This window comes from Amycolatopsis sp. 505 (genome assembly GCF_031625235.1).
Lineage (GTDB): Bacteria > Actinomycetota > Actinomycetes > Mycobacteriales > Pseudonocardiaceae > Amycolatopsis.
The window spans coordinates 225,244-242,948 of record NZ_JACKQP010000010.1 but is presented as its reverse complement, the minus strand read 5'-3'; the positions used below and the strand labels follow the sequence as shown (position 1 = coordinate 242,948).

General features: G+C 73.1%; 17 protein-coding genes. 6 read left to right on the top strand and 11 right to left on the bottom strand.

What is annotated here, in order from left to right; genetic code table 11:
* Positions 1-5: 5 nt before the first annotated feature.
* The 4 genes from H5965_RS34520 to H5965_RS34505 are packed head-to-tail and all read right to left on the bottom strand — an operon-like array spanning position 6 to position 5,891.
* A complete protein-coding gene (locus H5965_RS34520; RefSeq protein ID WP_310974966.1) occupies positions 6-1,310 on the bottom strand; it encodes a glutamine synthetase in 1,305 nt (434 codons plus the stop codon).
* Complete coding sequence (locus H5965_RS34515) at positions 1,307-3,037, bottom strand: IucA/IucC family protein (RefSeq protein WP_310974965.1); 1,731 nt, start codon at positions 3,035-3,037, stop codon at positions 1,307-1,309. Before H5965_RS34515 ends, H5965_RS34520 begins: the two co-directional genes overlap by 4 nt.
* Complete coding sequence (locus tag H5965_RS34510) at positions 3,034-4,311, bottom strand: SidA/IucD/PvdA family monooxygenase (RefSeq protein ID WP_310974964.1); 1,278 nt, start codon at positions 4,309-4,311, stop codon at positions 3,034-3,036. The genes H5965_RS34515 and H5965_RS34510 overlap by 4 nt, the downstream gene beginning before the upstream one ends.
* Positions 4,308-5,891, bottom strand: a complete 1,584-nt coding sequence (locus tag H5965_RS34505; protein ID WP_310974963.1) for an aminotransferase class I/II-fold pyridoxal phosphate-dependent enzyme — start codon at positions 5,889-5,891, stop codon at positions 4,308-4,310. Before H5965_RS34505 ends, H5965_RS34510 begins: the two co-directional genes overlap by 4 nt.
* Positions 5,892-6,037: 146 nt before the next feature.
* On the opposite strand from H5965_RS34505, the gene H5965_RS34500 reads away from it, so the two are divergent.
* Positions 6,038-6,445 carry a CrcB family protein gene (locus tag H5965_RS34500; RefSeq protein ID WP_310974962.1) on the top strand — a complete coding sequence of 136 codons (408 nt, stop codon included), beginning with the start codon at positions 6,038-6,040 and terminating at the stop codon, positions 6,443-6,445.
* Positions 6,442-6,816, top strand: a complete 375-nt coding sequence (gene crcB / locus H5965_RS34495; protein WP_310974961.1) for a fluoride efflux transporter CrcB — start codon at positions 6,442-6,444, stop codon at positions 6,814-6,816. The genes H5965_RS34500 and crcB overlap by 4 nt, the downstream gene beginning before the upstream one ends.
* Positions 6,817-7,072: 256 nt before the next feature.
* Here the strand turns inward: crcB and H5965_RS34490 are convergent, their stop codons facing one another.
* From H5965_RS34490 to H5965_RS34470, 5 genes are read right to left on the bottom strand one after another with little or no spacing between them, the layout of a single operon-like run.
* A complete protein-coding gene (locus H5965_RS34490; protein WP_310974960.1) occupies positions 7,073-8,023 on the bottom strand; it encodes an LLM class F420-dependent oxidoreductase in 951 nt (316 codons plus the stop codon).
* Positions 8,020-10,119 (bottom strand): prolyl oligopeptidase family serine peptidase, encoded by a 2,100-nt coding sequence (locus H5965_RS34485; protein ID WP_310974959.1) that lies wholly within the window; start codon positions 10,117-10,119, stop codon positions 8,020-8,022. The genes H5965_RS34490 and H5965_RS34485 overlap by 4 nt, the downstream gene beginning before the upstream one ends.
* Entirely contained in the window at positions 10,116-10,979 is an 864-nt protein-coding gene (locus H5965_RS34480; RefSeq protein WP_310974958.1) for a PPK2 family polyphosphate kinase, read from the bottom strand. Before H5965_RS34480 ends, H5965_RS34485 begins: the two co-directional genes overlap by 4 nt.
* Before the next feature lie 17 nt (positions 10,980-10,996).
* Positions 10,997-11,464, bottom strand: a complete 468-nt coding sequence (locus H5965_RS34475; protein ID WP_310974957.1) for an SRPBCC family protein — start codon at positions 11,462-11,464, stop codon at positions 10,997-10,999.
* Positions 11,461-11,790 carry a metalloregulator ArsR/SmtB family transcription factor gene (locus tag H5965_RS34470; protein WP_310974956.1) on the bottom strand — a complete coding sequence of 110 codons (330 nt, stop codon included), beginning with the start codon at positions 11,788-11,790 and terminating at the stop codon, positions 11,461-11,463. Before H5965_RS34470 ends, H5965_RS34475 begins: the two co-directional genes overlap by 4 nt.
* A gap of 144 nt (positions 11,791-11,934) precedes the next feature.
* On the opposite strand from H5965_RS34470, the gene rocD reads away from it, so the two are divergent.
* From rocD to H5965_RS34455, 3 genes are all read left to right on the top strand, one after another.
* Complete coding sequence (gene rocD / locus H5965_RS34465) at positions 11,935-13,167, top strand: ornithine--oxo-acid transaminase (protein WP_310974955.1); 1,233 nt, start codon at positions 11,935-11,937, stop codon at positions 13,165-13,167.
* Positions 13,168-13,425: 258 nt separating this feature from the next.
* Positions 13,426-14,784 (top strand): DUF2252 domain-containing protein, encoded by a 1,359-nt coding sequence (locus tag H5965_RS34460; protein WP_310974954.1) that lies wholly within the window; start codon positions 13,426-13,428, stop codon positions 14,782-14,784.
* A 42-nt stretch (positions 14,785-14,826) separates the two neighbouring features.
* On the top strand, positions 14,827-15,195 hold the full coding sequence (locus H5965_RS34455) for a hypothetical protein (RefSeq protein WP_310974953.1): 369 nt from the start codon (positions 14,827-14,829) through the stop codon (positions 15,193-15,195).
* Positions 15,196-15,204: 9 nt separating this feature from the next.
* Here the strand turns inward: H5965_RS34455 and H5965_RS34450 are convergent, their stop codons facing one another.
* Positions 15,205-16,083, bottom strand: coding sequence for an FAD-dependent oxidoreductase (locus H5965_RS34450; RefSeq protein ID WP_310974952.1), 879 nt, complete (start codon positions 16,081-16,083; stop codon positions 15,205-15,207).
* A gap of 62 nt (positions 16,084-16,145) precedes the next feature.
* On the opposite strand from H5965_RS34450, the gene H5965_RS34445 reads away from it, so the two are divergent.
* Entirely contained in the window at positions 16,146-16,703 is a 558-nt protein-coding gene (locus H5965_RS34445) for a phosphatase PAP2 family protein (protein WP_310974951.1), read from the top strand.
* On the opposite strand, the gene zapE is transcribed toward H5965_RS34445, so the two are convergent.
* The gene (gene zapE, locus H5965_RS34440; protein ID WP_310974950.1) at positions 16,657-17,685 is read right to left on the bottom strand and encodes a cell division protein ZapE; all 1,029 of its coding nucleotides are present in this window, start codon (positions 17,683-17,685) and stop codon (positions 16,657-16,659) included. The two genes, H5965_RS34445 and zapE, sit on opposite strands and share 47 nt — an antisense overlap.
* Positions 17,686-17,705 lie beyond the last annotated feature (20 nt).

The following is a 17,705-nucleotide window of genomic DNA, read 5'->3' as shown; positions in this document are numbered from 1 at the left end:
GGAGGTCAGGACCGCAAAGCACCTCGAGACCGCTGCCAGTCGGTCACCACACCCAACCCGGCATCGATCTCCTCACCCAGCAAAGCCCCCAGCAGCGCAGCAACATCCGCCCCGAGCAATTCCCCCACCCGATCAAGCAAGGACAAAGCCTCCCAAGGCGAACCAGCCAAAGACCCGGCGACAACTCCAGGCTCCGGCGGCACCAGACCCTCTTCCAACCCGAACCGCCCAGCAGCCAGAAGAGCAGCAACCACCAGATGAGGCTGAGCATCGGCCCCGGCAAACCGAAACTCCAGCCGAGGCCCGGAAGCCGGCCCGGCCACCCGAACCGAAGCGGTCCGATCGTCATACCCCCACCGGACCTCCCGCGGCGAGAACGGACCAGTCCGCAACCGGACATAGGAGTTCCAAGTAGGCGCCCAAACAGCGGTCAACGCCCGAGCATCCCGAAGCACCCCGGCCAGAAAACCACCCAGCAGATCGGGCTCCGACCCGTCCACGGCGGACAAAGACAGATGAACGTGCCCGGAGTTCCCCTGCCCAGGCGCAGGAGCGGCCAGATAATCGGCAGTGACCCCGTGCCGAGCAGCGACCCGGCGCACGATCAGCTGCTGCAGAAGGACATCATCACAGGCGGCAAGAGCGTCCCGGTGCCGCAGCACGATCTCGTACTGCCCGGGGTGACACTCGGCCCGCGCCGACTCGACGCCCAGCCCGGCATCGTCCAATGCGGCCCGCAGATCACGCAACAGCGGCGCAAGCCGTTCGGTCCCGCCCACCGCATAGTCGGTCCCGTGCGAGGTGAGCGGCCCGGAAGCATCCCGGAAAACGACCTCGTGCTCGATGCCCACCGAAGGCACCAGCCCCAGCCCCTCCAGCGCGGTGAGCTGAGCACGGAGCACCTCCCGCGGCGCCAGCTCCGCAGCACCCCCGGACGGCCACTCGGCATCCCCGACGACGGCCCAGGTCCGATCCCCCAGCGGGATCGCCGAAGCCGCGTCCGGCCGCACCCGCAGGTCGCCGAACCCTTCGAGGTACCCGCCGAGCACCCCGGACGCCGGCAGCGGATCCCGCGACGGCGTCCACGCGAACACATAACTGCAAACGCCGTAACCGTCTTCGAGCACCGAAGCGGCAAACGGCGCGGCGAGCTCGACAGCCGCGAACCGGGCGTGCGGATCGGGCACCAGCAGCAGCAGCCGGGCACCGTCCTCGGTGAGCAGACCCCGCAGCACGCCCTCCCCCGCCGCGGCCGCCGCACGCCGGGCCGAGAGCGACCGCGGACCGACCGGCCGCGCGAACGCCGTCACCACGCGCCGCCCGGGTCCGGGGCGTGCAGCGGGTTCGGCACCCGCCCCCAGCGGACGTCGAACTCGTCGTCCCGTTCCACCTTGTCGAAGCCCTGCCCGGCGAAGTGCTCCCGGTTGAGCGTCACCCGCTCGACGTCCGGGGCGAACAGCCGGCAGGCGTCGAACCGCGCGGCCACGTCCGGGTTCTCGTCCCGGTAGCGGCCGACGATTTCCCGCACGGGCGCCCAGAACGCGGCCCGCGGCAGGCCGAGCTCGTCGAGCAGGATCTCGGCCCAGAACCGGAACTGACCGGAGAACACCGAGCTGAACAGCGACTGCGCCAGCAGGTGCGCGGGCCAGCGCAGCATGTCCGCGGCCGCCTCGGCCGGCAGCGAATCGTAGCTCCCGAGCTGCTCGTCGAGCAGGTCGACGCCCTGGGCGAAGTCCTTGATCAGCACCCGCTGCGGGACCCCGGCGGCGTCGACGACCAGGACGAGGTTCTGGCCGTGCGGGCAGAACCCGACGCCGTGCCGCAGGAGCCACTGCAGCAACGGCGTGAGCAGCAAGTCGAACAGCCGCGTCAGCCACGCCGTCGCGTCCCCGCCGCCGATCAGGTGCGCGAGCACGGAGACGCCGTCGGGCCCCCGGTAAGGCAGCGCGGCGAAGGAAAGCGCCCGCTCCCCCTCGGCAAGCCGGATCGGTTCGCGCCACAGCGCGCCCAGGGTCTCGTGGAACCGGTAGGGCAGCTCCTCGAGGTGCCCGAACAGCGGGTGCTGCACCGACACGCTCGCGACCTCGCCGAGCAGCCCGAACCGGTACCGCTCCGTGAGCAGCGGGTCGGCGGCGCTGATCCGGCGCAGCCAGGTCGTCACCGACGGGCCGGCGAGCGTGGCCGCGGAGTTGAGCCCGCGGTAGACGAGCGTGTTCCGCACCGACACCGCGGTCTTGACGTCGTGCCGGCCGGGTGTGCTCACGTTGGCCAGGGTCCGGACGGTCTGGTGCGGCCGGTAGCCGTCGGCGCTCTCCCCGAGGTCGATGACGACACCGGTGGCGAGCTCGGCGGCGTAGAGCGTGCCGAGGATTTCGTCGGCCTGCCACGGGTGCACCGGCACCCAGACGTAGTCCTCGGGCGCCTTCGCGGCGAACTCGTCGCGCAGTCCGCCGAGCTCGGCGGCCAGCAGCGCGTCCCGGCTCAGCTCGTCGACGCACCGGAACTCGGCGTGGTCCGGGTGGACGGCGAACCAGCGCAGCCGGAGGTCTTCGCCCGCCTCGGGCGCGTACCGGGCCCGGTCCCGCGCGGAGAACCCGACCCGCCCCTTGTTGAGCACGAGCCGCGGGTGCCCGGTGAGGTGCCCGTCCGCGACGTCGTAGTCCATGGTGGACAGCTCGGCCGCGGTCGGCGCGCGGCGCAGGCGGGCGGCCTCGTTGGCCACCGTCGAGGTCAGCTCGGCGAGCACGTCGGCCAGCCGCAGCCCGCTCAGGCCGAGGACTTCGCGGGCGTCCACGACGAGCGTGCGCGGGTCGGTGACCGGTTCGCCGGAGCGGCGCGCGCTGCCGGGCTCGACCGTCCAGGCGTCGAACGCGCCCCGCCGGGCCCGGAACGTGTAAACCGCGTCCGGGAGCTCCAGCCGGTAGGCGTCGCCGTCGGCGACCGGCTCCAGCATGTGCTCGTAGGACAGCTCGCCGAGCATCTTGTGGGTGATCAGCGCGCCGGCCGCGCGCCAGGCGGCCGCCTCGTCCAGGGTCACTTGTCCTCCAGGCCGAACGTGGTGAACGCGGTGCGGTCGGGCAGCTCGTGCACGGTCTTGCCGCACACGGCGTTGAGGATCACGGCCGCCCGCCAGGCGCCGAGGCCGAGGTCGGGCGCGCCGGGCCCGTGGGTGTGCCGTTCGGCGTTCTGCACGAACAGCGACCCCGGCAGGTCGAGGGCGACGCGGTAGTCGGCGCCGACGTCGAGGCGGCCCTGCCGGTCACGGCGGACAGCGTCGCCGAGCCCGGCCAGCAGCGGCCCGGTGGGCGCCTCCGCGTACCCGGTGGCCGCGACGACGGCGGCGGTGCGCAGGGTGGCGTCACGGCCCTGGTGCGCGTGCCAGACGCCGAGCGCGATCTCACCGTCCACTGTGGTTGCCGAGACGACTTCGACGCCGGGTGTCAGCACGGCACCGGGCGGGCCGGTGATGCTGCGGCGGTAGAGCTCGTCGTGGATCGCGCCGATCGTTTCGGTGTCGATGCCCTTGTAGAGCTGCCATTGCGTGGGCAGCAGCCGGTCGCGGACGGCTTCGGGCAGGCCGTGGAAGTACGCGGTGTAGTCCGGCGTGAACTGCTCGAGGCCGAGCTTCGAGTACTCCATGGGCGCGAACGCGGGCGTCCGGGCGAGCCAGCGTAGTCCGTCCACAGTGGATCGGCCGCGCAACAGGTCGAGCACGACTTCGGCGCCCGACTGCCCGGAGCCGACGACCGTGACGCTTTCGGCGGCGAGGAGTTCGTCCCGGTGCGTCAGGTAATCGGCCGAGTGCACCGCCAGGACTCCGGGATCGGCGACGAGGTCGCGGAGAGGTTCGGGCACCGAAGGGATCGAACCGACGCCGAGCACGACGTTGTCCGCGAGCACCGGCTCGCGCCCGGCGATCGTGAGCTCGAAGGCGTCGCCGGCCCAGCGGATGCCGGTCACTTCGTGCCCGAAGTGGCACGACGGCAGCCGCGCGGCGGCCCAGCGGCCGTAGTCGTCGTACTCGACGCGCGGCATGTGGAACCGCTCGGCGAAGTAGAACGGCAGCAGGCGGCCGCGGTCGCGTAGGTAGTTGAGGAAGGAGAACGGGTTCGTCGGGTCGACGAGCGTGACGAGGTCGGCCAGGAAGGGCACCTGCAGCGTCGCGCCCTCGACGAGCAGGCCGGGGTGCCAGCGGAACTCCGGACGGGTGTCGAAGAAGACGGCGTCGAGGCCGTCGACTCCGGCGGCGAGGGCCGCGAGCGAGAGGTTGAACGGCCCGATCCCGACCCCGGCGAGGTGGTGGCGCCTCACGAAGCGACCGGGCTTTCCCGGCCGGCGACGAGCTCGGCACCCGCGGTGGCGACGATCCGGTCGAGCAGCGGGAGGTAGTCACCGGCGGTGGCGTGCGGGTGCAGCAGCGTCAGCTTGAGCCACAGCTGGTTCGTCCCGCCCGGCCCGGTCGGCAGCGCGGCCCGGCCGATGACGGCGGTACCGGCCTCCAGGAGTGCCCGGCGAACGCGCGCGACGAGCTCGTCACCGCCCGCCTCGTCGGCGAGGATCGGCCGCAGGACCACTGTGGACAGTTCGGGCGGACCCCAGAGCCGCAGGCCGGGGTGGTCTTCGACGCGGCGGGCGACCTCGGTGGCGAGGGCGCAGCAGCGTTCGACGAGGGCGCCGAGGCCGTCGGTGCCGAGCGCGTGCACGGTGACGGCCATCCGGAAGGCGTCCGGCCGGCGCGACGTCCGGATCGAGCGGCCGAGCAGGTCCGGCAGGCCGGCTTCGGTGTCATCGTCGGCGTTGAGGTACTCGGCGCGGACGGTGAGCGCGCCGAGATCGGCGGCCTCGCGGGCGGCGAACAGCCCGGCGGCGACCGGCTGCCAGCCGAACTTGTGCAGGTCGAGGGCCACGGAATCGGCGCGGTCCAGCCCGGCGAGCTTGGGTTTGAGCGTGTCGCTGCAGAGGGCCATGCCGCCGTAGGCCGCGTCGACGTGCAGCCGGGCGTTGTGCCGGTGGCAGATGTCGGCGATTTCGGGCAGCGGGTCGAGGGTGCCGGTGTTGGTGGTCCCGGCGGTGGCGACGACGACGCAGCCGGGCGTCAGGACCTGGTCGAGCGCCTCGGGGAGCAGCCGATCGCCGTCGCAGGGGACGACGATCGGGGCGGGCAGGCCGAGCAGCCAGGCGGCGCGGGCGACGCTGTGGTGGGCGTTGGCGCCGCAGACGCTTTGGAGGACGCCGTTTTCGCGGGCGAGGAGGAGGCCGAGGAGGTTGGATTCGGTGCCCCCGGTGGTGACGACGGCGTCGGGGTCGTCAGCCTCGGGGTAGCAGAGCCGGGCGATCCCGGTGGTGAATTCGCGCTCGAGCTCGCTGGCGACGGGGGCTTGGTCCCAGGAGTCCATGGAGGGGTTCAGGGAGCCGGCGACGACATCGGCGGCCACGGAGACAGCGAGCGGCGGGCAGTGGAGGTGGGCGGCACAGGCGGGATCGGCGGGATCGGCGGACCCGGCGGCGAGAAGCCGGCTGAGCTGTTCGAGCGCGGCTTCGGCCCCGACACCCCGGCGAGGCAGGAAGCCACCCCCGGCGGCTCGGGTGGGTGCGTCGTAGTGCGGCCGGGCGGCCGGCGAGGTCGGCTCGGTGAGGGCAGCGTCGGCCGGCAGCGCGGGCGCGGAGTGCTCGCCGGGCGCCGCGTCAGGCTCCGGCTCGCGGTCCCCCGCCGCCGGAGCCGGCTCGCCACGCTCTGCCACCAGGGCCGCCGCCACCGCCGCCGGGCCGCCGGCCGGGATCGGGCCGCCGCGTTCGGCCACCCCCGCCGCCATTGCGCGCAGGGCCAGCGGGATCAGCTCGCCGAGCCGGTCCGCGCCGCCGTGGCCTCCGGCCAGCCCGTCTGCCCGCATGTGCCCGCCTTCCTTAGGGTTGCCTTGCCTACGCTGAGCAACAGTACGGCGACCGAAGGCTGCCTGTCATCCGGCCCCGTCCAGCATGCTCGACCGGGTGGCGGCGACGCGTCGGCCATCGGGAGTAGGTTCGGCGCGAGGAGGAGGTGATCAACGTGCCCCGGTGGGACGTCCTGGCGGCGATCGGTGCCGGCGGCGCGCTCGGCAGCCTCGCCCGCTACGGCCTGTCCGTGGCGATCCCGCACGCGCGCGGCGAGTTCGCCGTCGCCACGCTGCTCACCAACATCCTCGGCTGCCTGCTCATCGGCGTCCTGATGGCCGTCCTGACCACTACCGCGCGCCCCCACCACCTCCTCCGGCCGTTCCTCGGCGTCGGGATCCTCGGCGGCTTCACGACGTTCTCGACGTTCGTGACCGACACCCTCGAAGCGGCGACGACCGGGCGGCTCGTGGGTTCCGCGCTGTACGTGGCGGCATCGGTGGTGCTCTGCTTGACGGCGGTCGCGGCCGGCCTCTCGGCCACGCGCGCGGTGTCCAAGAGGGGGACGGAGTGACGCTCGTCCTGGTGGCCCTCGGTGGCGCGGCGGGCTCGGTCCTGCGCTACCTGACCGACTGGAAGGTCCGGCAGTGGCACGCCTCGCCGTTCCCGTTCGGGACGCTGACGGTGAACGTCGTGGGTTCGTTCATCCTGGGCTTCCTGAGCGGCTGGCTCCTGCACGGCGCGGAGCCGTCCTCGGTCCGCGCCCTGGTGGCGGTGGGCTTCTGCGGCGGCCTGACGACGTTCTCGACGTTCGGGTACGAGACGGTCCGCCTGTTCCTGGAGAAGACGCGGCTGTACGCGGTGCTGAACGTGGCCGTCACCATCCTCGCGGGGCTCGCCTCCGGCGCCCTCGGCCTGCTCCTCGCCACCGGCGTCTTCGCTTAGCGGTCCGGACGCCGCATCCGCCGCTGGACGCGGCGTGGCGCCGGCCCACTTGCGCTTCACCCGGCGGCGGCTCCGCAGCAGGCGCAGCTCGGCCGCCTCGGCTCGAACGTCGTCGGGCGCACCGGTCGCCGCGCGCAGGGCGAGGCTTTCCCGCGCCCGGTTCGCCCGGCGGGCGAACGCCTTGCTGCGCGGCAGGGCGCATCCGTCCCTCCTCCGGGACCAAGGAACACCCGGCCCCGGAGGAAGGCACGCAATATCAGCGCGGCGCCAGCCCGCGCACCTGCTCGAACGGGTCCCCGCCCGTCGGCAGCAGGGCGATGATCGGCGTCGTCAGCCCGTTGTCCACATAGGCCTGGACCTGCTCGCGGCACGACTCCACGCTGCCGTGGATCACCAGTTCGTCCACCACCGCGTCCGGGATCACCTGGTTCGCCTTCTGCCGGTCCCCGGCCGCCCAGGCTTCGTGCATCGGGGCCAGCGCCTCGCCGCGGCCCAGCCACTCGTGGAACGCCGCGTACACCGGCACCGTCAGGTAGCTCGAGATCAGCATCCGGCCCAGGCCACGGGCCGCGTCGGCGTCCTCCGTGGGGCAGACGAAGATGCGGGCCGCCAGCTCGACGTCCGGGCCGACCACCGACCGCACCTGGGGGACGTCCGAAGCCGCCAGCCAGTTCGTGATCGCGCCGTCCGCCTCGCGCGCCGCCAGCTTGAGCATGCCCGGGCGGAGCGCCGCCAGCATGATCGACGGCGGTGGGTCCGCCGGGCGCTCCAAGCGGAACTTCGACACCGCGAACGTGTCGTACTTCTCGCTGACCTTCTCCCCCGCCAGCGCCGACCGCAGGAACCGCAGCGTGTCCCGGGAACGCGCGAAGGGCTCGTCGAAGGACGCCGCGTTCCAGGCCGAGACGATCACCGGGGAGGACGCGCCGATGCCGAGCACGAACCGGCCCGGGGCCAGCTCCGCGACCGTCGCCGCCTGCATCGCCAGCAGGCCGGGGCCCCGCGTGTACACCGGGACGATCGCCGTGCCCAGCCGCAGCTGCGGGGCCCACTGCGAGGCCAGCACCAGCGGCGTGAACGCGTCGGTGCCCGCCGTCTCGGCCGTCCACGCGTCGGTGTAGCCCAGGTCCGGCAGCTGCTCGACCAGTTCGCGGTGCGCCGTCAGCGGCACCCCGGTCAGCGGAATCGTCAGGCCCCAGCGGCTCATGCAGTCTCCTTCTCGACGGCGGACAGCTCGCGCAGCAGCCAATCGACCTGCGTGCGCATCAGGTTCTCCGCGACCTCTTCGGCCTGCGGTGTCATGTGGGTCGCGCCCGCCAGCGGCAGGAAGACGTGCGGGCGGCCCTTCGCCAGCAGGGCCGACGACAGCCGCAGCGCGTGCGCGACGAACACGTTGTCGTCGGCCAGGCCGTGCACGATCAGCAGCGCGCGGCTCAGCTCGCCCGCGCTCTCGATCAGTGAGTTGTGCGCGTAGCTCTCGGCCTCGTCCTGCGGCTTCCCGAGGTACCGCTCGGTGTAGTGCGTGTCGTACAGCGACCAGTCGGTCACCGGCGCGCCCGCGACCGCCGCGTGGAAGACGTCCGGCCGGCGCAGCACCGCCAGCGCCGACAGGTAGCCGCCGTAGGACCAGCCGCGGATCGCCACCCGCTCCACGTCCAGCTCGGGGAACGAAGCGGCCGCCGCCTGCAGCGCGTCGACCTGGTCCTGCAGCGTGACGTCGGCGAGGCGCCCGTGGATCTCGCGCTCCCACACCGCCCCGCGGCCCGGCGTGCCGCGGCCGTCCGCGACGAGCACCGCGAAGCCCTGGTCGGCCAGCCACTGCGACGTCAGGAACGCGTTGCGGCTCTGCAGGACGCGCTGGGCGTGCGGCCCGCCGTACGGGTCCAGCAGCACCGGCAGCTTGCCCTCGCTCGGCTCGTACCCGCGCGGCAGCAGCAGCGCCGCACGCAGGTTCCGCTCACCCAGTGTCAGCCAGGTCAGGTTCGGCACGATGTCCGGGTCCACAGTGGACGAGTTGATCGTCGCGACCGGCGCGCCGTCCCGCAGCACCGACACGCGCGGGCCGCTGTACTCCAGGCTCCACGACGACAGCACGGTGACCGCGGCGGATCCGGCGCCGACGTGCACGCCGTCCACAGTGGACAGCCGGCGCATCGACGCGCCCTCGGTGCGGAAGACGTGGATCTGCGTCGGGTCGTCCTCGGAGGCGCTGAACAGGATCTCGTCGCCGACGTCGAGCACGGCCCGCAGCTGCAGCCCGGCCGGCGTGACGGCCTCGCCGCCGACGAAGAGCCGGTGATCGCCGTCGACCATGCCCTCGACGACCAGGCGCCCGTCGGGCGTCCAGGCCGGGACGCCGCCGACGATGTCGATCCAGTGCTGGTCGGAAGCGCTGTGCACCACCGACGTCGAGCCGTCGGCGACGTCCACCGCGAGGACGTCCATCCGCCTCTGGTCGCGCGGCTGCACGGCGAGCAGCGGCGCACCGCCGGCCGACCAGTGCACCGAGGCCAGGTACTCCCAGTCGCCCGGCTCGACGTCGACGCGCGAGCCGTCCAGGCCGAGCACGGCGAGGGACACCAGCGCGTTCGTGGTGCCCGCCGCCGGGTAGGCGACGACGTTCGCCGGGTGCTGCGGGTTGGCCGGGTCGGCGATGGTCCAGCGCGGGACCGGGCCGCGGTCGGAGCGCTCGGCCAGGATGCTGCGGCCGTCCGGCGCCCACCAATAGCCGCGGGTGCGGTCCATCTCCTCGGCGGCGATGAACTCGGCGAGGCCCCAGGCGATGTCCTCGCCGTCCTCCTCGACCAGCACGCGGTCGTCGCCGGTGGCCAGCTCCAGCACGTGCAGCCGCCGGTTCTGGACGTAGGCGACGTGCGTGCCGGTGGGGTTCGGCCGCGGGTCGATGACCGAACCGTCGACGCGCAGCGTCACCTCGCCCGAAGCGAGGTCCAGGGTGTAGAGCTTCCCCGAGAGCGAGAACACCGCGACGGTGAAGGCCGCGTCGACGCCGTAGTGCACGACGCCGCCGCCGGTCTCGCGGGCCCGCTCGCGCCGCGCGCGCTCTTCGGCGGGCAGCTCCTCTTCGCCGGGCAGCAGTTCGGCGGCGTCGACGAGCTTGGTCTCGGCGCCAGTCGCCAGGTCGGCCGACCAGAGGCTGTGCCGGGGGTCGGTGCCCGACTCCGCGCGCAGGAACAGCACGCGGGAGCCGTCCGGGGCGACCCGGAACTCCTTCGGGGCGCCGAGAGTGAAGCGCTGGGTCCGGGCCTGTTTGCGGAGGAACGGGAGGTCGTCGACATCGGTCACGCCCGCACTCTTCCAGACGCCTCATGCGAGACGCCAACACCCTTCAGCTTGGCCAGCTCCGCGTCGACGTCGTAATCCGGCGCCGGGAACTCCGGCTTCAGGTCGGCGAGGGTCTCGATCAGCAGTTCGGCGACGGCCCAGTTGCGGTACCACTTGTGGTCGGCGGGCACCGCGTACCAGCCCGGCGTCTTCTCGAAGATGTCGGCGTAGGCCTTCTCGTAGGCGGCCCAGTGCGACCGCGCCTCCAGGTCGCCGGGGTTGTACTTCCAGCGCTTCTCGGGCGTGACGAGCCGGGCCTTGAGCCGCTTGAGCTGCTCCTCGGGCGAGATGTGCAGGAACACCTTGACCACCGTGGTGCCCGCCTCGGCCAGCTCCGCTTCGAACGCGTTGATCTCGGCGTACCGGCGGCGCCGTTCGGCCGCGGTGAGCAGGCCGGACACGCGCGGGACCAGGATGTCCTCGTAGTGGGAGCGGTCGAAGACGCCGATCTGGCCGGCCGCGGGCAGCTGCTTGCGGATCCGCCAGAGGTAGTGGTGCCGCCGTTCGGCCGCGGTGGGCTTCTTGAACGCCGCGTACCGGACGCCCATCGGGTTCACCAGGCCGAGCACGTGCGAAACCGTGCCGCCCTTGCCGGAGGTGTCCATGCCCTGGAGCACGAGCAGCACCCGGCGGGTGCCGCCGCCGACGCCCTCGGCGTAGAGCGCCTCCTGCAGCGCGGACAGCCGCTCACCCGCGCTGCCGAGCCGCTCGAGGGCCTTCGCCTTCTTGCCGGGCCCCACCGGGGCCGAGCCCGGGTCCGGCAGTGCGCCGTCGACGCGCAGCGCGTCCCGGACCCGGCTTCCGTCGTCCTTCTTGGCCATCCGCCGAAAGTACCCGTTCAGGCGGCGGCTTTCCCGGCGAAGAGTTCCAGGAGGGCGCCGTGCCCGCCGTCACCCGAGACGCCTTCGCGGACCTTGGGACCGGTTTCGCCGTGCCGCTCGAAGTTCCGGTGCTCCAGCTCGACGCGGGTCGACTTCGGCCCCTCCTCGATGAATCTGACCTCGATTTCGCTGGCGTACGCCGGGTCGGGGTTGATCTTCCAGTCGCCGTCGATGCGCCAGGAGAGGACCACCCGGGCGGGTGGCTCCCAGACCAGGACTTCGCCCCACTGGCACTCGGCGCCGTCGACCGTGCGCTCGTACCAGCGGCCGCCCGGCTTCGGCTCCAGGACCGCCTCGGCGAGGTCGCCCGCGCCGATGTGGTGCTGCCGCGGCCACCAGCTGTCGAAGGCCTCGGTGTAGGTCTTGAACGCGTGTTCGCGCGAGCACGCGACGGTGACGCTCCGGCGGATCGGTTCCAGGGTCATGACTGCTCCTCTTCGGGGGGTTCGGTTGCTTCCGCCAGCTCGGCGAAGGCCTTCAGCGCGTCCGACCACATCCCGTCGAGCCAGGCGCGCAGGGCGGCGATCCCGGCCGGTTCCAGCCGGTAGAGCCGCTTGGTGCCGACGGCCCGGTCGGTGACCAGGCCGGCCTCCTTGAGGACCTTCAGGTGCTGGGACACGGCCGGGCGGCTGATCGGCAGGTCCGCGGCCAGCTCGCCGACCGCCCGCGGCCCGTCCCGCAGCGCTTCGAAGATCGCGCGGCGCGACGGGTCGGCGAGGGCGGCCAGCTGGTCGCTTCCGTAAGTCGCCACGAACCGTAAGTTACGACTTACCGAAGCGGCCGTCAACCGGCACGCAGTGTTTCGGGGGTGTGAACGCAATATTGCGCAACGAACAACGGGTGAAAGCAACGATTCCCGGCTGAAGTCTGCGTCTGCTGCCTCTAACCTGAACACATGACGACGTTCGCCGGCCGGGAGACCGCCGCCCCCACCGCCGCGAGCTTCATCGAGCTCGACGAGCGGTGGAGCACGCACAATTACCACCCGCTGCCCGTCGTGATCGCCGAAGCCTCCGGCGCCTCGGTGACCGACGTCGAGGGCAAGTCCTACCTCGACTTCCTCTCCGGCTACTCGGCCCTGAACTTCGGCCACCGCCACCCGGACCTGGTCGCGGCCGCCGTCGAGCAGCTCGGGCGCGTCACGCTGACGTCGCGGGCGTTCCACCACGACCAGCTGGGGCTGTTCTGCCGCGAGCTGGCCGAGCTGACCGGCACCGAGCTGGTGCTGCCGATGAACTCCGGCGCCGAAGCCGTCGAGTCCGCGGTCAAGATCGCCCGCAAGTGGGCGCACCGGGTCAAGGGCGTGCCGGACGGCACCGCGGAGATCATCGTCGCCGGTTCGAACTTCCACGGCCGGACCACCACGATCGTCTCGTTCTCGACCGACGAAACCGCCCGCGCCGACTTCGGCCCGTTCACCCCGGGCTTCGTCACGGTGAAGTACGGCGACGCGGCCGCGCTGCGCGACGCGATCACCCCGCGCACGGCGGCGGTGCTGCTGGAGCCGGTGCAGGGCGAGGCCGGCGTCATCGTGCCGCCGGAGGGGTATTTCGCGGACGTCCGCCAGGCCTGCGACGAGCACGGCGTGCTGCTGATCGCCGACGAGATCCAGTCCGGCCTGGCCCGCACCGGCACGGTGCTGGCGCTGGACCACGAGGGCATCCGCGCCGACATCTACACCCTGGGCAAGGCCCTCGGCGGCGGCATCCTGCCGGTGTCCGCGGTGGCCGGCCGCCGTGAGGTCCTCGGCGTGCTGAAGCCGGGCGAGCACGGTTCCACGTTCGGCGGCAACCCGCTGGCCTGCGCGGTCGGCCGGGCGGTCGTGCGCCTGCTGGGCACGGGCGAGTTCCAGCAGCGGGCGACGGAACTGGGCGCCCACCTGCACACGCGGCTGGGCGAGCTGGTCGGGCAGGGCCTGTCGGAGGTGCGCGGCCGCGGCCTGTGGGCGGGCATCGACATCGCCCCGGGCGGCCCGTCGGGCCGGGCGGCCTCGGAGGCGCTGATGGCGCGGGGCGTGCTGTGCAAGGAGACGCACGAGCGCACCCTGCGGGTGGCCCCGCCGCTGGTGATCACCCGCGAGGAGCTCGACCGCGGCATCGACGCGATCGCCGAGGTCATCCGCCCCTGAAACCACCCGGACGCCGCCGGGTGAGCCTCCCGCCCCGGCGGCGTCCGGGAACACACGCACCTCGGCTGACCTGCCGGACACCGCGGCGGCCGGGGAGCGCCCGCCGCGGCCCGCCTGGTCCGCCGCGGCCCGCCCCCATGTCGCGAATGACTCATTCGGGACCTCGGACGTCCCCAATGAGTCATTCGCGACACCGCAATCGCCGCCCCACCGCGCGCGTCCGGGAGCACAACGTCCCCTTCGGACGTTGTGCCCGGTATGGGATCAGGGGAATGGGCAGAACGGCCACTGGTCGGCACCGGCAGCGTCACGCCGGCCGAGCTGTTCGAACAGGGGAAGCGGCTCCGCGAGAAGACGCCGGCCGCACTGCACGACCACGCGGCCGCGGCGAAGAACCGGCCGACACCGCGCGAGTACTTCGACGCCACCAACGCCGGGCGGCTCCCCGAGCTGACCGGGCTTCGTCGAGAACGCATGCGTGCCTCGCCGTTCACGTTCTTCCGCGGCGCCGCCGGCCTGATGGGCGCCGACCTCGCCGGGACGCCGTCGTCCGGCGTCACCGCTCAGCTCTGCGGTGACGCGCACGCCGCCAACTTCGGGCTCTACGGCACCCCCGAAGGCAAGATCGTCATGGACATCAACGACTTCGACGAGACCGTCCCCGGCCCGTGGGAATGGGACCTCAAGCGGCTCGCGGCCAGCCTCGTGCTCGCCGGCCGCGAAGGCGGCATCCGCGAATCGGGGTGCCGCGAGGCCGCCGAAGACGCCGTGAAGTCCTACCGCCGGACCATCCGCGCGCTCGCCGAGCTGTCGTTCCTCCGGAGCTGGAACGCTCTCCCGGATTCCTCGGTGCTTTCGAAAGCGCGGGCCGACGAGCTGATCGACGACTTCGCCGACGCGGCCGAGAAGGCCCGCAAGAACGACAGCGCGAAGGTCGCCGCGAAGTGGACCGAGCGCGTCGACGACCACGAGACCGGCCTGGCCCGCCACCGGTTCGTCGCGGACCCGCCGGTGCTGACCCACGTCGACGCCGGGACCGCCGAAGCCGTCGCCGCCGGGCTAGTGTCCTATGTGGACACACTGCGGGAGTCGCGGCGCACGCTGATCGCGCGGTACCGGCTCGCCGACGTCGCCTTCCGGGTCGTCGGCACCGGCAGCGTCGGCCTCCGCAGCTACGTCGCCCTGCTGCACGGCAACGACGACGAAGACCTGGTGCTGCAGGTGAAACAGGCCCAGCGCCCGGCCCTCGCGCCGTACCTCGACCTGCCCCCGGCCGCGCACGAGGGACAGCGCATCGTCGACGGCGCCCGGCTGGTGCAGGCGGAGACCGACATCCTGCTGGGCTGGACCACGATCGACGGCGTCCCGTTCATCGTCCGCCAGTTCCGGAACCTCAAGGGCGACATCGACCCGTCGGAACTCGAGAAGGACCACCTCGACGACTACGGCAGGCTGGCCGGCGCCCTATTGGCCCGCGCCCACACGCGGTCGCTGCACCCGAAACTGCTCGCGGGGTACTTCGCCGACGAGTCGGAATTGGACGAGGCGATGGGCGCATACGCCGTGCGGTATGCCGACCGGACGGAGGCCGACCACGCCGCCTTCTCGCGCTACTGACGGACAGGTTGCCGGTCAACGCTGGAGATCCACTTCACCGCCGTGTTGCGGGCCCTCGCCGAGCGGATCGGTCGGCACCCGCGCTTCCTCGGCCGCGACCCGGCGCCGTGGGACAACGGCACCCACTTCACCCGCCCCGGCCTCGCCGACACCGGCAACGTGGTGGCGATCCACCCGTGGACGTCGTTCTCCGGCACGCTCGCGACCGACCCGCTCGGCGCGGTCGCGACGCACAACGCGGAACGGCTGATCCAGGTGGCCCAGGCGTACGCGACGGACCCGGCCCGCCGCGTCCGGATCCAGGAGGACGGCGCCGCGCCGTCGATCCACTTCAGCGACGCGACCCGCCCCCGGTACGGCGAGTGGCTGTCCCGGTCGATCCGCAACGCGGCCGCCAGTGCCCACACATAACCGAACTCCTCAGCCTGTGACCAGCGCGACGACGTCCGCCGCGCAGCCCCACGCCAGGGTGATGCCCGCTCCCCCGTGCCCGTAGCAGTGCACCACGTCGCCGGCCCGCTCCAGCCGCACCTCGGGCCGGAACGGGCGGAGCCCCACCCGCGACCGCAGCACGGCGGCGTCCGCCAGGCGCGGCTCCAGCTCCCGGCAGCGGCGCAGGATGTCCGCCGTCACGGCCGGGTTCGGGTCGGTGTCCGCGCGGCCCGGCTCCTCCGTTCCGCCGCACACCACGTGGGTGCCGTGCGGGATCACGTACGTCACGCCCGGGCCGGTCTCGTCGACCACGAACTCCGGCAGGCCCGGGTCGGTCACGTGCACGACCTGGCCGCCGACCGGGACCATCGTGCGGTCGCCCGCCAACGCGCCCGCGCCGAGGCCCGCCGCGTTCACCACGACGTCCGCGCCCAGGCCCGCCAACGACGTCAGGGGCCGGTACTCCACCCGGACGCCCAGCGCACCCAGCCGGGCGAGCAGCCACTCGAGGTACACCGGCGTGTCGACCACCGCCGTCGTGAACGACACGTCGTCGCCGTCGCGGACGCCGCCCACCGCGGGGAGCCACTGCGGGTCCGGCCGGCCCGCCGCCAGCAGGACCCGGCCGCGGCGGAGGCGCACGCCCGGCGCGTCCTGGCCGCGGAACACCGCGAGGCTCGTCTCGGTCCACCGCACGATCCGATCGTCCTGACGATGACCCGGCGGGTACACCACCCCGCCGGCGACCGCGGACGTCGACTCCTCCGGCCGGACCGCCGCCACGACCGTCACGTCGTGGCCGGCTTCCGCCAGCCGGTGTGCGCTGCTCAGGCCGATGATCCCGGCCCCGGCGACTGTCACTCGCATCCCCGCATCGTGACGCACCTGCGGCCTCCGCGTCGCCCGGGGGCCCGGCTACCCTCGCCCGGGTGAGGACGACCGCCGCCGTCTGCGGCCTGCTCGCGCTGCTGCTGGGCCTGCCGTTCGCCGGCGGCACCACGCCCGGCGCGGTCGACGCCGCCGCCGCGGCGGCCGTCGGGCACCTGAGCCCCGGCGTGCTGCGCGCGCTCGTCTTGCCGACCGAGCCGTACGTGGTGCTCGCGCTCGGCCTGCTCGCGGTCTTCCTGTGCCTGCGCGCCGGACGGCGGCTGGAGGCCGGGCTCGCCCTGGCCGTGCCGGTGCTGGCCATCCTGCTGACCAGCTGGCTGCTCAAACCGCTCTACGACCGGTGGAAGAACGACACCCTGGTCTACCCGAGCGGCCACACGGTGAGCCTGGTGGCGGTGCTGACGGTGCTCGTCCTGGTGACGCGCCGGGTCGTCGTGGCCGTGCTGTCCGCGGTGGCGCTGCTCGCCGCGGCGGCCGGGCTGGTCGGCATGGGGTACCACTACCTGACCGACGTCGTCGGCGGAACGCTCTTCGCCGTGGCGGTCGTGCTGGTCAGCTGGCCGGCACGGCGTCACGAGCCAGCGCCGTCAACCGGCTGACCGCGCGCAGGTACTTCTTGCGGTAGCCGCCGTCGACCATCTCCTCGGTGAACAGCGACGGCAGCGGCTCGCCCGACACGACCAGCGGGATGGCCCGGTCGTAGAGCCGGTCGGCGAAGGCGACCAGGCGCAGCGCCACGTTCTGGTCCGGCGCCGGGTGGATGCCGCGCAGGTGCACGCGGGTGACGTCGTCGAGCAGCCGCCCGTAGCGCGACGGGTGCAGCTCCGCGAGGTGGGTGCACAACGCGTCGAAGTCGTCCACAGTGGACCCTTCGTGCGCCGCGGCCGACGCCTCCAGCTCCTCCGGCGAGACCGGCGGCGGCGCGTCCGGCAGGCCGCGGTGGCGGTAGTCCGGGCCGTCGACGCGGACCACGCCGAAGCGCGCCGACAGCGTCTGGATCTCGCGCAGGAAGTCTTCGGCGGCGAACCGGCCCTCGCCCAGCTTCTCCGGCAGGGTGTTCGACGTCGCCGCGATGAACACCCCGGCGTCCATCAGCTCCTGCAGCAGCCGGGTGACCAGGGTGGTGTCGCCCGGGTCGTCCAGCTCGAACTCGTCGATGGCCAGGATCCGGTGCGCCGACAGCCGCCGGACGGCCTCGGGGAAGCCCAGCGCCCCCACCAGGTGGGTCAGCTCGACGAAGGTGCCGTACGCCTTCGGGGACGGCGCCGCGTGCCAGGTCGAGGCGAGCAGGTGGGTCTTGCCGACGCCGAACCCGCCGTCGAGGTAGAGCCCCATCGGCCCGGACGGCTCCGAAGAACCGCGAGCCCCGCCGAACAGCTTGAACCGCTTCTTCTCCTTGCGCGCCCCGACCTTGGCGGCGAACGCCGAGCACGCCTCGACCGCGGCGGCCTGGCTGGGCTCGTCGGGATTCGGGAGGTAGGTGTCGAACCGGACGGCGTCGAAGCGCGGCGGCGGCACCAGCGCGCCGATCAGCTCGTCGGCGGACAGCTCGGGACGGCGGCCGGTCAGGTGCGCGGGCATGGTCGCAGAGCCTATCCGCG

What these genes read in the sequence shown, in the direction of transcription:
- H5965_RS34505 (WP_310974963.1), bottom strand. Translation starts at nt 5,891, where the DNA reads ATGCGGGCAGACGGGCTGGCCGGAGGCCACGGCGGCGCGGACCGGCTC.
- H5965_RS34490 (WP_310974960.1), bottom strand. Translation starts at nt 8,023, where the DNA reads ATGAGCCGCTGGGGCCTGACGATTCCGCTGACCGGGGTGCCGCTGACG.
- H5965_RS34480 (WP_310974958.1), bottom strand. Translation starts at nt 10,979, where the DNA reads ATGGCCAAGAAGGACGACGGAAGCCGGGTCCGGGACGCGCTGCGCGTC.
- H5965_RS34475 (WP_310974957.1), bottom strand. Translation starts at nt 11,464, where the DNA reads ATGACCCTGGAACCGATCCGCCGGAGCGTCACCGTCGCGTGCTCGCGC.
- rocD (WP_310974955.1), top strand. Translation starts at nt 11,935, where the DNA reads ATGACGACGTTCGCCGGCCGGGAGACCGCCGCCCCCACCGCCGCGAGC.
- H5965_RS34460 (WP_310974954.1), top strand. Translation starts at nt 13,426, where the DNA reads ATGGGATCAGGGGAATGGGCAGAACGGCCACTGGTCGGCACCGGCAGC.
- H5965_RS34450 (WP_310974952.1), bottom strand. Translation starts at nt 16,083, where the DNA reads ATGCGAGTGACAGTCGCCGGGGCCGGGATCATCGGCCTGAGCAGCGCA.
- zapE (WP_310974950.1), bottom strand. Translation starts at nt 17,685, where the DNA reads ATGCCCGCGCACCTGACCGGCCGCCGTCCCGAGCTGTCCGCCGACGAG.